This window comes from Natronomonas sp., from assembly GCF_028274965.1.
Lineage (GTDB): Archaea > Halobacteriota > Halobacteria > Halobacteriales > Haloarculaceae > Natronomonas.
In genome coordinates this window covers 1-14,785 of sequence record NZ_JAQCNO010000050.1, presented here as the reverse complement: position 1 = coordinate 14,785, position 14,785 = coordinate 1, and the positions used below count along the sequence as shown (strand labels likewise).

Sequence of the window (14,785 nt, the reverse complement as noted above, 5' to 3'; positions counted from 1 at the left end):
CGACAGCGACATACGACCGTGCCACAGGAGGAGCCGGCCCGCATCGCCCGGGAGCTCGCGGCCCACGGGTACGCCGCCGACAGGGAGGCGATCACGCTGCTGGCGAGGGCCGAGGACACCGCCGAGGCGCTCGCCGTGGCCGTCGAGGCGACCGCCGAGGGGGCGCTGAAGCTCACGGCGGCGGACGTTCGGGCGGTGCTTACCGAGGCCCCCCGAGACGGCCGGAACCCGATCGCGGACGCCGGGACGGCGGCGGAACCGACGGGCGATACCGGCGAGGGCGCCGCTCCGGATCCGGACGGGACCGACCGGCCCGACCCCTTCGTTTCGACTGGAGAACGCCCCGAGAAGCCGAACCACGACTCCGAGGGAGTTCCAGTCGAAACGAAGGGGGTAACGGAGGAGGGCCGGGAGCCGACACGCGAGGAGGGCGCTCCGGCGACGACGGCTGGGGCCGAAGAACCGTCCGAGGGGGAGGCGACGCGGACCGTCGATCCGTCGCTGCGCTCGCTCGAGGTCGGCAACGACATGACGGGCTACTCGACCGGAACGGGCGAGTACGACGACTTCGTCTCGACGTTCCGGGACCGCTACGAGCGCCTCGCGGGGACGCTGCGGGGCCGCGTCACCCACCGCAACGCGGCGGCAATGCAGTCGAGCCCCGGCGGCGGCGACGCCGGCATGATCGGGATGATCTCGGACATCCGCTCGACGGCCTCGGGCCACTGGCTCGTCGAACTCGAGGACACGACGGGCGTGTTCCCCTGTCTGGTCATGAAAGACAGGCCGATCGCCGACCTCGTCGACGAGTTGCTGTACGACGAGGTCATCGCCGTCGAGGGGACGCTCTCCGACGACGGCGGGATCCTGTTCGTCGACGAGTTGTACTTCCCGGACGTGCCCCGGACGCACGAGCCCTCGACGGCCGACAGGCACGTCCAGGCCGCGCTGATAAGCGACGTCCACGTCGGGAGCCAGGAGTTCATGGCCGAGGCGTGGCGGGAGTTCGCCGCCTGGCTGCACACCCCGGAGGCCGCCCGGATCGAGTACCTCCTCATCGCCGGGGACATGGTCGAGGGCGTCGGCGTCTACCCCGACCAGGACGAGGAACTGGAGATCGTCGACATCTTCGATCAGTACCGCGCGTTCTCCGAGCGCCTCAAGGAGGTCCCCGGCGACATCGAGATCGTCATGATCCCGGGGAACCACGACGCCGTGCGGCTGGCCGAGCCACAGCCGGGCTTCGACGAGGAGCTGCGTGGGATCATGACCGCCCACGACGCGCGGATCGTCTCGAACCCGGCGATGGTGACGATCGAGGGCGTCTCGGTGCTCATGTACCACGGCGTCTCGATCGACGAGGTGATCGCGGAGCTCCCCGAGGGGAAAGCGAGCTACGAGAAGCCCCACAGGGCGATGTACCAGCTGTTGAAAAAGCGCCACGTCGCCCCGCAGTTCGGCGGTCACACGCGTCTGGCCCCCGAACAGAAGGACTACCTCGTCATGGACGAGGTGCCGGACGTCTTTCACACCGGGCACGTGCACAAACTCGGGTGGGGGAAGTACCGGAACGTGCTGGCGGTCAACTCCGGCTGTTGGCAGGCCCAAACGGAGTTCCAGCGCAGCGTCAACATCGATCCGGACGCCGGGTTCGCGCCGATCCTCGAGTTGGACACGCTCGGGATGACCGTCCGGAAGTTCTCCTGAGCCGCGTTCCGATCGGCGCCGCGAGCGGCGGGGCTCTTATGCGGTCAGCGGGGCCGGCGAGCGACGGGTGTCGCGCCGGGAGGAGCCGCGTCGCGTCGGGAGACGCCGGCGCCCGACGGCGGTATGTCACGTCATCACATCGTTACCGTTATATACCGAGTGACAACAATTAGCATGTATGTCGCAGAACCCGGCTACCCCGACCGCCGCCGACTGCGAAGTCATGGCCTCGGTCGACGACGGCGATGAGGGCGAACAGCTCATCATCGCCGAGCTCTGTCGCGAGGACGCGTACGTCTCGATGTCAACCGAGGCGACGGTCGTCGTCACCGACTGGCGGTAGCCGAATCGCTTTTGCTTCCGGGGGGTGTTGTCGGGGGTATGGATCACCGACGTGTCGAGGGCGACCGCGAGTACGTCGCCCGACTCGATCACGGGGGCGGTTGGCGCGGGCAGATAGAGGACTTCGCCGAGAGCGAGGGGATCGACGCCGCCTTCTTTTTCGGGCTCGGCGCGGTGCAGGACGCGACGGTGCTGTTCTACGACCAGGACGACCAGGAGTACTACCCCGCCGAGTTCGACGAGCCCCTCGAGGTGACGTCGGCGCTCGGGAACGTGTCACACCTCGACGACGGCCGCTTTGCCCACACCCACGCGACGCTTTCGCGCCCGGACGGCTCGATGGTCGGCGGGCACCTCGATTCGGCGACCGTCTTCGCGGGGGAGCTCTACGTCAGGGAGCTCGACACGCGGCTCGAACGCGAACACGACGACGTGACGGACCTCGATCTCTGGCCGCTGTAGATGCGGCCCGACGACGAGCGGTACTTCGAGCGCTTGGAATCCGGCCTCGAGGAGGCCCTCGAGGTGGCCGAGGAGGCGAGACGGCGCGGTGGGGACCCGACGGACGACGTCGAGATCCCGATCGCGAAGGACATGGCCGACCGCGTCGAGAACATCCTCGGGATCGACGGCGTCGCCGAGCGGGTCCGGGAGATGGAGGCCGACCCCGACCTCTCGCGCGAGGAGGCGGCCCTGGAGTTGGCGGCCGACTTCGCCGACGGGACCGTCGGGGAGTACGACACGCCCGCAGGGAAAGTCGAGGGCGCGGTCCGGACGGCCGTTGCGCTGTTGACCGAGGGCGTCGTCGCCGCGCCCATCGAGGGGATCGACCGCGTCGAGGTGTTGGAAAACGACGACGGGACGGAGTTCGTCAACATCTACTACGCCGGGCCGATCCGCTCGGCCGGCGGGACCGCACAGGCGCTGTCGGTCCTCGTCGCCGACTACACGCGAACGCTCGTCGGGATCGAGGAGTACGGCCCGCGGGACGACGAGATCGAGCGCTACGCCGAGGAGCTGTCGCTGTACGACGACGAGACGGGGCTGCAGTACGCCCCGAAGGACGCCGAGGCGAAGTTCATCGCCCGGAACATGCCGATCATGCTCGACGGGGAGGCGACGGGCGACGAGGAGGTCTCGGGGTTCCGGGACCTCGAACGGGTCGACACGAACAACGCCCGCGGCGGCATGTGCCTCGTGTTGGGCGAGGGGATCGCACAGAAGGCCCCGAAGATCCAGCGGTACACGTCCCGACTCGAGGAGGTCGAGTGGCCGTGGCTGGAGGATCTCATCGACGGGACGTACAAACAGTCAGAAGGGGCGAGCGAACCGGACGCCGGCGGCGGGGACACAGAGGGGGCAGTCGCCGAGAGCGGCGCGCGCTCCGAGGACGGCGCGGGCGGTCCCGAGACCGAGGCCGAGCTCACGGCCGATCCCGGCGACGCGACGGGCGGGCGGGCGCCGAGCGGCCCCGCCCGCCCCGAGCCGGAGGCGAAGTTCCTCAGGGACCTCATCGCCGGGCGGCCGGTGTTCGGACACCCCTCCGAGGAGGGAGGGTTTCGGCTCCGGTACGGCCGGGCGCGGAACCACGGCTTCGCGACCGCCGGGGTCCACCCGGCGACGATGCACCTCCTCGACGACTTCCTCGCGGCGGGCACGCAGATCAAGACCGAGCGCCCCGGCAAGGCCGCCGGGGTGGTCCCCGTGGACACCATCGAGGGGCCGACCGTCAGGCTCGCGAACGGCGACGTCCGGCGGATCGACGACCCGGAGGAGGCGCGCGCGGTCAGAAACGGCGTCGAGGCGATCCTCGACGCCGGGGAGTACCTCGTCAACTACGGCGAGTTCGTCGAGAACAACCACCCGCTGTCGCCGGCGAGCTACACCGTCGAGTGGTGGCGCGAGGACCTCGCGGCCGCCGGCGCGGACGTCCAGGCGCTCGCGGACGCGCCGCGGGTCGACCTCGAACACCCGAGCGCCGAGCGGGCCTTAGAGTGGGCCGAGGCGTACGACGCGCCGTTGCACCCCGAGTACACGTACCTCTGGCACGACCTCGACGTCGGCCGCTTCGAGGCGCTCGCCGACGCGGTGGCCGACGGGGACTGGGTCGAGTCCGACGGGTCGGCGCTCGAAGCGCCGGGGGCGACGGCGGGGCGGACGCTCGTCGTCGAGGACGCCGACCCGGTGCGGGAGGCTCTCGAGGTCCTGTTGGTCGAACACAGCCGGGGCGAGGAGACGATCACGGTCCCGGACGCGGGCCCGTTCGTCCGTTCGCTCGGGGCCACGGACGACCTCGAGTTGACCTGGGAGCGCCTCTCGGCGGCGGCGAGAGAGTACGAGGGCGGCGAGAACGCCGTCGAGGCCGTCAACGAGGTCGCGCCCTTCGAGGTCCGCGAGCGGGCCCCGACCCGGATCGGCTGTCGGATGGGCCGCCCCGAAAAATCCGAGAAGCGCGACCTCTCGCCGGCGGTCCACACGCTGTTTCCGATCGGCGAGGCCGGCGGCGCACAGCGCGACATCGCGAAGGCCGCAAAGCACGCCGACACGATGCGGGACACGCCGGGCGAGATCGAGGCCCAGGTCGGGCGGCGGCGCTGTCGCGCCTGCGGGACGGCGACGTTCCGGTCGCGGTGTCCGGACTGCAACGGCGTGACCGAGCCCCACTACGTCTGTCACAGCTGCGAGATCGACGTCGAACCCGACGCCGCGGGGCGGGCGGTCTGTCCGCGTTGTGAGACCGAGGCGGACGCGGTCCAGCGAACGACGATAGACGTCAACGCGGAGTACCGCTCGGCGCTGGAGGCCGTCGGCGAGCGCGAGAACGCCTTCGAGGTGCTGAAAGGCGTACAGGGGCTCTCCTCGGAGCACAAGGTCCCCGAGCCGATCGAGAAGGGGATCCTGCGGGCGAAAAACGGCGTGTCGTCGTTCAAGGACGGCACCGTCAGATACGACATGACGGACCTGCCGGTCACGTCGGTCCGACCCGCCGAACTCGACGTCTCCGCGGACCGGCTGCGGGCCCTCGGCTACGAGACGGACGTCCACGGCGAGGCGCTGACCCACGAGGACCAACTCGTCGGGTTGCGCGTCCAGGACGTGGTGCTGTCCGACGGGGCCGCCGAGCACATGATGCGGACCGCGGACTTCGTGGACGACCTCTTGGCGCAGTACTACGGGATGGAGCGGTACTACGAACTCGAGACCCGCGAGGACCTCGTCGGCGAGTTGGTCTTCGGGATGGCGCCGCACACCTCGGCGGCGGTCGTCGGCAGGGTGATCGGGTTCACGTCGGCGGCGGTCGGGTACGCACACCCGTACTTCCACGCCGCCAAGCGCCGGAACTGCTTCCATCCCGAAACCAAACTCTGGTACGAAGACGACGGCTGGCACTACGAGGAGATCGAGACGCTGGTCAAAGGGCATCTTAACCCGGAAACCGCCGACAAGGACGACTTCGGCGCGCTCGTACAGCAACTCGACACCGACGTGTTTGTACCGTCACTCACCGAGGGGGGCGAGCGGACGCGCCAGCGGGTCGAGACAGTCTCGAAACACCCCTCTCCCGACCATCTCATCCGGGTCGAGACAAGAGCCGGACGCGAACTGACCGTAACGCCGGACCACTCGATGCGGCGCCGGGAAAACGGCAGTATCGAGCGCGTCGCGGCACACAGGCTTACCGAGGGCGACGCGATACCGGCGCCGAAACAGGTCTCTGTCGACGGATCGGCCGAGACAGTCGACCTGCTCGCCGAGTTCCTCGATGCCGGTTCTATCCCGAACGAGGACCTCATGGTTCGCGGCCTCGGCAAAGCCCGTCTCAGGGAACTGCTCGATGACGCGACCGACGCGGACAGCTACCTGAACCCCGTCGCGGAACGTCTCGGAGTGAGCGATTCGACGGCGCACAACCGGGTGTCTCGTGACAGCGTCCCCGTGGACGCGTTCCTCGAACTGTTTGACCGCGAAACCGTACTCGATCGGGTTCCCGACGACGTTACCCTGAGTGTCCGACGTGACACCGCTGAAATCCCCCGTCACTTCGAACTCGACGAGGCCGTCGGCACACTGCTCGGGTACTACGCTGCGGAAGGTTTCACGCGGAAAGAGGACGGCTCGTTCTATCAGACGACCATCTGTACGCCCGAGGAGACACCCCGGGCAGAACTGACCGAAACGTTCGCGGAGACGCTAAACGTCGACGCGTTCGAGGAAAACGAGTGGAAGATCACGGTGTCCAGCCGTCTCGTGACGACGCTGTTCGCGGACGTCCTTGATGCGGGCAGTCGAGCCGAGACGAAACGCATCCCGCGTCGTGTCCTCTCGGCACCGGACCCCGTGTTGCGCTCGTTCCTCGCAGCGTACGTTTCGGGCGACGGTAGCACCGCAAGCGACCGCGTCGAGGTGCGCGCACACACCGTCAGCGACGAACTCAAGTCGGACCTCGTCGCGGCGCTCAAGCGGTTCGGCGTCGCCACGAAGGTGTACAGCGAAGAGCGTACCCCGGAGACCGGTGCGATCGCGGAGTGTTACGACGAGCCCCGGTCGTTCGAAACGTGGGTCCTGAAAATCACTTCGCAGAACGCGGTCCGGTTCGCGGACCGCGTGGGTTTCGACCTCGATCGGAAATCCGAGACGCTCGCGGACGCCGTCGAAGGCGTTGAAACACGAACACAGCGTCTCTTCGGCGACGGCGGCGACGTGTGGCTGGACGAAGTCGTCGACGTGGAGATCGTCGAATCGGCTGTCGAACACACCTACTGTGTGACCGTCGAAGGGACCAACACGCTCGTCGCCAACGACGTGTTCGTCGGTCAGTGCGACGGCGACGAGGACTGCGTAATGTTGCTCATGGACGGGCTGATCAACTTCTCGAAGTCGTTTCTCCCCGACCAGCGGGGCGGGAGGATGGACGCGCCCCTGGTCATGTCCTCCCGGATCGACCCCTCCGAGATCGACGACGAGGCCCACAACATGGACATCGTCCGGTCATACCCAAGGGAGTTCTACGAGGCGACGCGGCGGATGGCCGACCCCGGCGAGGTCGAAGGGCTGATACGACTCGGCGAGGACACCCTCGGCACCGACGGGGAGTACCGCGGGTTCGATCACACCCACGACACGGCCGACATCGCGGCGGGCCCGGATCTGTCGGCGTACAAGACGCTCGGGGATATGATGGAGAAGATGAACGCCCAACTGGAACTCGCCCGGAAACTGCGGGCGGTCGACGAGACCGACGTCGCCGAGCGGGTCATCGAGTACCACTTCCTGCCGGACATCATCGGCAACCTCCGGGCGTTCTCGCGGCAGGAAACGCGGTGTCTGGACTGCGGCGAGAAGTTCCGGCGGGTGCCGCTTTCGGGCGACTGTCGGGAGTGCGGCGGCCGGGTCGCGCTCACCGTCCACGAGGGGTCGGTCAAGAAGTACATCGACACCGCGATGCGGGTCGCATCGGAGTACGGCTGCCGGGAGTACACCAAACAGCGACTCGAGATACTACAGCGCGCGGTCGAGTCCGTCTTCGAGGACGACACCAACAAGCAAAGCGGGATCGAGGACTTCATGTGAGCGGGGCGTTCGACGACCTGACGGCGATCGACGGCGTGGGCGAGAAGACGGCGGCGCGGCTGGCCGAACTCGACGACCCCGCGGCGGCGCTGGCGGCGGGGGACGTTTCGGCGATCGCGCGCGCACCGGGGATCAGCGACGGGCGGGCCGCGCGGATCGTCCGGGCGGCGATCCGACACCGCCACGGCGACGAGGGGTCGTTTCTGGCGACCGACCGGGCGCGGGAACTGTACGAGTCGGTCCTCGGGTTGCTCGAGGAGCGGGCGGTCACGGAGTACGGCAGAAAGCGGCTCCGGACGTTCTACCCGAGCGCCTCGGCCGACCGGATCGCCGAGGTCAGGGCGATGGCCGAGGCGGCCGTCGAGCGGGAGCCGACCCCGGAGCTCATCGAGGCGCTCTCGGGCGTCGAACCGCTCGAACCCCCGCGGGACGTGCGGGTCCGGGACCGCTGTCTGGCGACGAACGACGCCGAGACGTTCTCGGCGGCGACCGAGGCCGTCCCGGAGATGAGCGTCGAGTTGGTCGACAACGCGCGGGCGATCGCGGACCTCGCGCGGGGGTACTCGACGGTCATCGTCTTAGACGAGGCCTTTTCCGGGGTCGAGATCGACGGCGACGTGCGGGTGCGGCCCGAGGCCCTGCGGAGCCCGGCGTCGGTCGTCCCCGAGCGGACGCTCGCGTTTTTCGCCCGGAACCGCGATCGGATACGGGCGGCCGCGGCCGTCCACCGCGCCGCGGGGGCGGACGCCGGGTGCGACCTCGCGGCCCTGGAGGCGGCGCTCGAACGCCTCGGCGCCGACGGGACCGTCGCCGGGGACGACCGACTGGAGGGTTTGGAGGCGGCGCTGGACGACCTCGAGGCCGCGGTCTCGATGGCCGAGGGGGTCGCGAACGACCGCCTCCGGGCGGCGATCGAGGAGCGCGACGTGACGATCGAGGGCACGGACCTGCTGTCCCTCGTCGAGCGCGGGGCCGGCGTCGACTCGCTGCTCGAGCGGGAACTCGACTCGGAGTTCGCCGACGCGATCGAGGCGGCGCGGACCGACCTCGTCGAGACGCTCGGGGTGACGGACCACGAGTCGCTCGCGAGGCGGGTGTTCACCGAGGAGCCGACCTATCCGGTCGAGCGCGACGAGCGCGTCGTCGAGCGGCTCCGGGAGGAACTCACCGCCGAGCGCGACCGCCGCGGCACCCGGCTGAAACGGGAGCTCGCCGAGGAGCTCGGCGCGATGCGCGAGCCGGCCGAGAAGCTCGTCGGCGACGCCCTAGAGATCGACGTCGAGCTCGCCGTGTCGCGGTTCGCCGAGGACTTCGAGTGTGCGTTCCCGACGATCGAGGGGCGGGGCGTCTCGATCGAGGGCGGGCGCTCGCCGCTGTTGGACGTTCCCTTCGAGGCCGTCGAAGCGGTCGATTACGCCGTCGAGGGCGTGTCGCTTCTCTCCGGGGTCAACAGCGGCGGGAAGACGTCGACGCTGGATCTCGTCGGCGCGGTCGTCGTGTTGGCCCAGATGGGGCTGCCCGTGCCGGCCGAGCGCGTCCGGACCGAGCGCTTCGAGGCGCTGCACTACCAGGCGAAATCGCAAGGGACGCTCGACGCCGGGGCGTTCGAGTCGACGCTGCGGGAGTTCGGCTCGCTCGTCGAGGGCGACCGGACGCGGCTGGTGTTGGTCGACGAGTTGGAGTCGATCACGGAGCCCGGCGCGAGCGCCGTGATCATCGCGGGCATCCTCGAGGCGCTGACCGAAAGCGACTCGACGGCGGTGTTCGTCTCGCATCTCGCCGGCGAGATCCGCGAGGCCGCGGCGGTCGACGTGAACGTCGACGGGATCGAGGCGGTCGGCCTCAAGGACGGGGAGCTCCGGGTGAACCGCTCGCCCGTCAAGGACCACCTGGCGCGGTCGACGCCGGAGCTCATCGTCGAGAAGCTCGCCGAACGCGAGACGAGCGGGTTCTACGCGGAGCTACTGGAGAAGTTCGATTCGCCCGAGGCGGGGTAGGCGGTCTCAGACGGCGGGCAGCACCACGAACCGGACGAGCCACAGCGTCCCCATCCCGGCGGCCATCGTCGCCAGGACGCTCTGTCGCCACCACGCGACGCCGATCGCCGCCGCGCCGGCGACGAGCCTGTCGGCCTCGAGGCCCCCGGCGCCGGGGGCGATCGTCACGAACGCCGGGAATACCAACGCCCCGAGGACGGCGGGCGGGACGTACCTGAGAACGCGCTCGAGCCCGTCGGGGATCTCGTCGACGTAGCCGAACAGCGCGATGAACGAGAGCCGGATGAGATACGTCAACAGCCCGATCGCCGCGATGACGCCCCAGATGAGGGGGTCGGCGTAGCTAGTGGGCATCGCTCGCCCCCACGGGCAGCGTCGTCTCGGAGGCAACGCCGGCGGCGATGCCGACCGCCGCGCCGACCAACAGACCGAAGTTGAGCGGGAGCCCCGCGCCGAGGACGGCGATCCCGCCGCCGACGAGCCCGGCGACGACGGTCGGGCCGTCCTCCATCGCCGGCACCAACAGCGCCAGAAAGACGAGCGGGACGGCGAACTCCAAGCCGAGCGCGTCCGGGACGCCGGCCTGAAGCAGCGCGCCCGCGACCGTTGCGACCTGCCAGACGACCCAGAGCGTAGCGGCGGCCCCCAGGTAGTACGCGAGGCGATCGATCGCGTCCTCGGAGCGGTAGGCCGACACCGAGAGCGCGTAGGCCTGATCTGTCAGGAGGTACGCCGCGATCGATCGGCTCCGGGCCCGGAGCGACCGGAAGTACGGGGCGATCGACGCCGAGTACATCAGCATTCGGAGGTTGATGACGACGGCCGTCGCGACGACGACCGAGAGCGGTGCGTCCCGTCCGATGAGTTCGAGCGCCGCCAGCTGGGAGGCCCCGGCGAAGACGATGACCGACATGCCGAGCGCCTGTTCGAGCGTCAGACCGGCGTTGATCGCCGCGACGCCGGCCACGAGACCGAACGGCGCGACGCCCAAAAGCAGCGGTGCCACGTCTCGGATCCCACGGCGGACCGCGCTGACGTCCATAGGCGGTGTCTCGACGGCCAGCGGTTTACGCGTAGCCATTTCGCGCCGGCGGGGGCGGCCGCGTCACTCGGGGATGCCGTTTCTGACCGCGACCGCCATGCCCGTTTCGAAGTCGGCCATCGCGTCGGCCGAAAGCTCGGCGCGTCCGACCGCGATGAGCTCGCCGTCGTCGCGCTCGACGAGGACCTCGTCGCCGGGGCGGACGGCCGGATCGACGCGGCGGACGAACTTGGCGAAGACGTTCCGGCCCTCCCTGACGAACGGTTCGCTCTCGTCGCCGACGACGACCCGCGAGGCCGGCGGCGAGAGGGCGGCCCGGAGCCTGCGGCCGCCGGCGACGCCGAGCGTGAAGCGGCCGTCGGTGCCGTACGAGACCAGACGCCCCTCGTCGGCGTGGATCTGTTGGGGCCGTCCGGAGCCCGTGCGGTGGATCGTCACGTCGCCGGCGAAGAGCGCGGCGCCGGCGCCCGCGCCGAACTGGTAGTCCGCGACCGTCGCCAGCGCGTCGACGTCGGTTGCCATACCTCCGAGCGGGTGCCGCGGCGGAATACGCCTTTCGGCTCCCCGAGCGGCCCGCTCGGCGGGCCCAGCGGCGACGGCGGGGGTCGGGCGTTTCGCTGGCTTTATCTGATCGACATACCGAGTTCGGGGCATGGCAACCGACAAGCGGAGACTCGTCGTCGGTGCGGCGCTGTTGGTCCTCGGCAGCGTCCTGATCTTCGGCATGAGTTTCATCGGATCGCCGCTGCCCGCCGGGACGGCGGCGCTCGCGGCGCTCGTCATCACCGCCGGGACGCTCCTCGTCGGGCTCTCGGGCGAGGAGACCGGCGTCTGATCGGCGGTGGCGGCCGACGATCGGCGGGGCCCCGTCTCCGTCCTCTTGTCCTCCGGTTGGCGGGCGCGCCGCGCCGTTTAACACGACGCCGGCCCACGGTCTGTGTAATGAGCGGACTCGAACGCGTCGGTCGTCTCGGTATCGGGCTCGGTGTCGCCGCGGCGTTGGCCGCCGTCGGGTGGCTCGCGTTCGTCCGGGTTCCCTCGGACATAGCGGAGCTTCTGGGCGTGTTGCTCGTCGTGGCGACGCTCGGCGTCGGGCTCAAGCTCGGAGGCAGCGTCGCCGAAAGCGTCGTTCCGGGGTACAACGCCGCCGAGGTCGCCGTCGAGGGGCCCATAACGCGCGACGGCGGCGGCGGTGGCGTCCCGCTCTCGTCGCCGGGCGCGCCGGGAGCCGACGACGTCGTCGAGTTGATCGAGCGGGCCGACGAGGACGACAGCGCCGAGGCGCTCGTGCTCCGGTTGAACACCCCGGGCGGCGCCGTCGTTCCGAGCGACGACATCCGGCTGGCCGCGAAGGCCTTCGACGGCCCGACGCTCGCGTACGCGACGGACGTCTGCGCCAGCGGCGGCTACTGGATCGCAAGCGGGTGCGACGAGCTGTGGGCCAGAGAGGGCAGCGTGGTCGGCTCGATCGGCGTCCGCGGCTCGCGGGTGACGGCGGCGGAGCTCCTAGAACGGGCCGGGGTGGAGTACGAACAGCTCACCGCCGGCGAGTACAAGGAGGCGGGCGTTCCGTTCAGCGACCTCGAGGAGGACGAGCGGGCCTACCTCCAGGGCATCGTCGACGACTACTACGACCAGTTCGTCGAGACCGTCGCCGAGGGGCGCAACGCCGACCCCGAAGCGATCCGGGACACCGAGGCGAGGGTCTTTCTCGGACGCGAGGCCGCGGAGATGGGGCTCGTCGACGGGATCGGAACGAGAGAGGACGTCGAGGACCGCCTCTCGGAGCTCCTCGATGGGGAGCCGAGCGTGACCGAACTCGAGCCCCGAACGGGCGTCACGGAGCGCATCCGGGGCGGGGCCGAGCGGGTCGCCTACGCGTTCGGCGCCGGGATCGCAGGGCGGTTCGTCGGCGACGCGTCGCGGTTCCGGTTCCGGTTCCGGTTCTGACCGCCGAAGGGGCGGGGTTTAGAAGCTGTTTTTGAGCTTCTCGAAGAAGCCCTGTTCGACGTCGATGTCCTCACCGCCCGCCTCGGCGAACGCCTCTAGGGCCTCGCGTTGGTCGTCGTTGAGGCTCTCAGGCGTGACGATGCGGGCCTCGACGTAGAGGTCGCCGTGGCCGCGGCGCTGGAGCCGGGGCATCCCCTTGCCGCGCAGCCGGAAGGTCTCGCCGCTTTGGGTCCCGGCGGGAACGTCCATCTCCACCGCGCCGTCGAGCGTCCCGACCTCGACGGTGTCGCCGAAGACCGCCTGTGGGAACGAGATCGGGTGTCGCTTCCGGAGGTCGTCACCGTCGCGCTCGAAGACGGCGTGCTCGTCGATCCGGATCTCGACGAGCAGATCGCCGTTCGGGCCGCCGTTCTCGCCGGGCGCGCCCTCGCCGTCCATCCGGAGCGTCTGGCCGTCGCGGATCCCCTCGGGGACGTCGACCTGAAGCGTCGCCTCGTTGCGCATCCGGCCGTCGCCGCGACACGTCGAGCAGGTCTCGGAGTGGACCGTCCCCTCGCCGTCGCACTGCGAGCAGGTCTGGGTCTGCTGGACGCGCCCGAGCGGCGTCTGTCGGACGGTCGTCTGCTGGCCGCGGCCGTCGCAGACCGAACAGGTCCGCGAGTCGGCGTCCGGCGGGTGGCCGGTCCCGCCGCAGTCCGGACAGCGCTCGGGACGGGTGACCGTCAGCTGTTTCGTGACCCCGCGGTAGGCGTCCTCGAGGTCGATCCGGAGGCGGGTCTTCAGGTCCGAGCCCTGCCGAGGACCCGACTCGGAGCGCGATCCGCCGCCGCCGAAGAACTGCTCGAAGATGTCGTTCATCCCGCCCATGCCGCCACCGCCCATACCGCCTCCACCCATGCCGCCCATCCCGCCCGCGCCGCGGCGGCCGTCGGTGTCGGTCGCGCCGCGCTTTTCGGCCTCTTTGAACCGCTCGTGGCCCATCTGGTCGTACATCCGGCGCTTCTCGTCGTCCAACAGCACCTCCTTGGCCTTCTTGGCTCGCTTGAACTTCTCTTCGGCGTTCGGATCGTCGGAGACGTCCGGGTGGTACTCGGCGGCCATCTTTCGGTACGCCTGTTTGATCTCGTCGTCGTCCGCGTCCCTCGAGACGCCGAGCACCGAGTAGAAGTCCTCGCTCATTCCTTACCAACCGTAGTCGGTTGAGACACTTGAAAAGAACGGGTCGCGACCGTCAGCGGCCGCGGCCGTCGGTGGCGACGGGGCTGACGGCGGCGGTGCCGGAGCCGATCGCGCGGGCCTTGGCGAGTTCGGCCTCGATGGCGTCGGTGACGGCCTCGTGGGTTCCGAGGGGATCGGCGTACGTGAGGCCGCCGCGGTCGAGTTCGAGCTTCTCGGGGATCGCCCGTTCGGTCTCCTCACACGGCGCGATGAAGAACGGAACGACGACGGCGGACTCACCCGAGAGGTTGTACCGGAGGCACTCGACGGCGGGGTTCTGCAGCAGGTACGCGGTCGTGACGCCGCCGTACTCGGTGGCCTCACGGAGCCGATCGGCCTGCTGTTCGGTGGTCCGCCACGATCCGGAGCCGGAGCCGTCCCCGAAGGCGGCGAGCGCGAGCGAGACGTCCGGGGCCGGCGACAGCGCCGCGCGGGCCCGGTCGGCGACGGCGCGGGCGACGGCGGGGCTCGTGCCGACGGGTTCGCAGTGGTGGGCGTCCGGGATCGCGCCCGGGATCGCCCGCGTCGTGTCCCTGTCGGGGGCGGCCGTTATCGGGACGACGTAGGCGGTTCCGTCCGTGTCGGGATCGAGCCCAGCGGGGTCGTCGTACGTCGCGACCGACACGCGGTCGGCGACGCCGCGCTCTCGGAGACGGTCGGCGTGGACGCGGGCGACATCGTCGACGTGCGATCGACCGACGAGGAGGAGTGTGTCTGTCATGGGTCTGAGATCAAGTGTATTTTAACTAACGCAACTCCGCTTGTACGATCCTGTGACGCCATCACATAAATAGATTGCGGCGGAACCCGCGGCGGTGTTCAGATAAGGATGAAGAGTGAGGCGGTGTGTTTTCTGAGTGGTTCATGCCCGAAAACACACGCCTCGGCGGTAATATCGACCAAATTGAGTTAGGTTTTGTGGAACGAGAAGCGACACCACGATTGCTGATGAAGCTCG

At 69.6% G+C, this 14,785-nt stretch carries 12 protein-coding genes and 1 pseudogene; 8 read left to right on the top strand and 5 right to left on the bottom strand.

Annotated features, from left to right (window positions below):
• The first annotated feature begins 18 nt into the window (after positions 1-18).
• The 5 genes from Q0916_RS07400 (at position 19) to Q0916_RS07380 (ending at position 9,617) form a co-directional block, all read left to right on the top strand.
• Positions 19-1,707 carry a DNA-directed DNA polymerase II small subunit gene (locus Q0916_RS07400; RefSeq protein ID WP_299236218.1) on the top strand — a complete coding sequence of 563 codons (1,689 nt, stop codon included), beginning with the start codon at positions 19-21 and terminating at the stop codon, positions 1,705-1,707.
• A gap of 178 nt (positions 1,708-1,885) precedes the next feature.
• Entirely contained in the window at positions 1,886-2,050 is a 165-nt protein-coding gene (locus Q0916_RS07395) for a DUF7556 family protein (protein ID WP_299236216.1), read from the top strand.
• Positions 2,051-2,088: 38 nt separating this feature from the next.
• On the top strand, positions 2,089-2,511 hold the full coding sequence (locus tag Q0916_RS07390) for a PPC domain-containing DNA-binding protein (RefSeq protein ID WP_299236214.1): 423 nt from the start codon (positions 2,089-2,091) through the stop codon (positions 2,509-2,511).
• Complete coding sequence (polC, locus tag Q0916_RS07385; protein WP_299236212.1) at positions 2,512-7,620, top strand: DNA polymerase II large subunit; 5,109 nt, start codon at positions 2,512-2,514, stop codon at positions 7,618-7,620.
• Positions 7,617-9,617: a helix-hairpin-helix domain-containing protein gene (locus Q0916_RS07380; protein ID WP_299236211.1), complete on the top strand. Its 2,001-nt coding sequence runs from the start codon at positions 7,617-7,619 to the stop codon at positions 9,615-9,617. Before polC ends, Q0916_RS07380 begins: the two co-directional genes overlap by 4 nt.
• Before the next feature lie 6 nt (positions 9,618-9,623).
• Here Q0916_RS07380 and Q0916_RS07375 read toward each other — a convergent pair whose 3' ends face one another.
• The 3 genes from Q0916_RS07375 to Q0916_RS07365 form a co-directional block, all read right to left on the bottom strand.
• Entirely contained in the window at positions 9,624-9,971 is a 348-nt protein-coding gene (locus tag Q0916_RS07375; protein WP_299236209.1) for an AzlD domain-containing protein, read from the bottom strand.
• Positions 9,961-10,659, bottom strand: a complete 699-nt coding sequence (locus Q0916_RS07370) for an AzlC family ABC transporter permease (RefSeq protein ID WP_299236208.1) — start codon at positions 10,657-10,659, stop codon at positions 9,961-9,963. The genes Q0916_RS07375 and Q0916_RS07370 overlap by 11 nt, the downstream gene beginning before the upstream one ends.
• Positions 10,660-10,722: 63 nt before the next feature.
• The gene (locus tag Q0916_RS07365) at positions 10,723-11,181 is read right to left on the bottom strand and encodes a PUA domain-containing protein (protein WP_299236207.1); all 459 of its coding nucleotides are present in this window, start codon (positions 11,179-11,181) and stop codon (positions 10,723-10,725) included.
• Between the two features lie 130 nt (positions 11,182-11,311).
• Here Q0916_RS07365 and Q0916_RS07360 point away from each other — a divergent pair, with 130 nt between their 5' ends.
• Both Q0916_RS07360 and sppA read left to right on the top strand, forming a co-directional pair.
• Positions 11,312-11,494, top strand: coding sequence for a hypothetical protein (locus tag Q0916_RS07360; RefSeq protein WP_299236205.1), 183 nt, complete (start codon positions 11,312-11,314; stop codon positions 11,492-11,494).
• Between the two features lie 107 nt (positions 11,495-11,601).
• Positions 11,602-12,609, top strand: coding sequence for a signal peptide peptidase SppA (gene sppA, locus Q0916_RS07355; RefSeq protein ID WP_299236204.1), 1,008 nt, complete (start codon positions 11,602-11,604; stop codon positions 12,607-12,609).
• Positions 12,610-12,627: 18 nt separating this feature from the next.
• Here sppA and dnaJ read toward each other — a convergent pair whose 3' ends face one another.
• Both dnaJ and Q0916_RS07345 read right to left on the bottom strand, forming a co-directional pair.
• Complete coding sequence (gene dnaJ, locus Q0916_RS07350; protein WP_299236202.1) at positions 12,628-13,788, bottom strand: molecular chaperone DnaJ; 1,161 nt, start codon at positions 13,786-13,788, stop codon at positions 12,628-12,630.
• Between the two features lie 52 nt (positions 13,789-13,840).
• A complete protein-coding gene (locus Q0916_RS07345; protein WP_299236199.1) occupies positions 13,841-14,548 on the bottom strand; it encodes a CbiX/SirB N-terminal domain-containing protein in 708 nt (235 codons plus the stop codon).
• 143 nt (positions 14,549-14,691) lie between these two features.
• On the opposite strand from Q0916_RS07345, the pseudogene Q0916_RS07340 reads away from it, so the two are divergent.
• Positions 14,692-14,785, top strand: a pseudogene (locus Q0916_RS07340) (IS6 family transposase); the annotation flags it as partial.

Excerpts from the sequence above, each read along its gene's own strand:
- Q0916_RS07365 (WP_299236207.1), bottom strand. The coding sequence starts at position 11,181 with ATGGCAACCGACGTCGACGCGCTGGCGACGGTCGCGGACTACCAGTTC.
- dnaJ (WP_299236202.1), bottom strand. The coding sequence starts at position 13,788 with ATGAGCGAGGACTTCTACTCGGTGCTCGGCGTCTCGAGGGACGCGGAC.
- Q0916_RS07370 (WP_299236208.1), bottom strand. The coding sequence starts at position 10,659 with ATGGACGTCAGCGCGGTCCGCCGTGGGATCCGAGACGTGGCACCGCTG.
- sppA (WP_299236204.1), top strand. The coding sequence starts at position 11,602 with ATGAGCGGACTCGAACGCGTCGGTCGTCTCGGTATCGGGCTCGGTGTC.
- Q0916_RS07360 (WP_299236205.1), top strand. The coding sequence starts at position 11,312 with ATGGCAACCGACAAGCGGAGACTCGTCGTCGGTGCGGCGCTGTTGGTC.
- Q0916_RS07390 (WP_299236214.1), top strand. The coding sequence starts at position 2,089 with ATGGATCACCGACGTGTCGAGGGCGACCGCGAGTACGTCGCCCGACTC.
- polC (WP_299236212.1), top strand. The coding sequence starts at position 2,512 with ATGCGGCCCGACGACGAGCGGTACTTCGAGCGCTTGGAATCCGGCCTC.
- Q0916_RS07375 (WP_299236209.1), bottom strand. The coding sequence starts at position 9,971 with ATGCCCACTAGCTACGCCGACCCCCTCATCTGGGGCGTCATCGCGGCG.
- Q0916_RS07395 (WP_299236216.1), top strand. The coding sequence starts at position 1,886 with ATGTCGCAGAACCCGGCTACCCCGACCGCCGCCGACTGCGAAGTCATG.
- Q0916_RS07345 (WP_299236199.1), bottom strand. The coding sequence starts at position 14,548 with ATGACAGACACACTCCTCCTCGTCGGTCGATCGCACGTCGACGATGTC.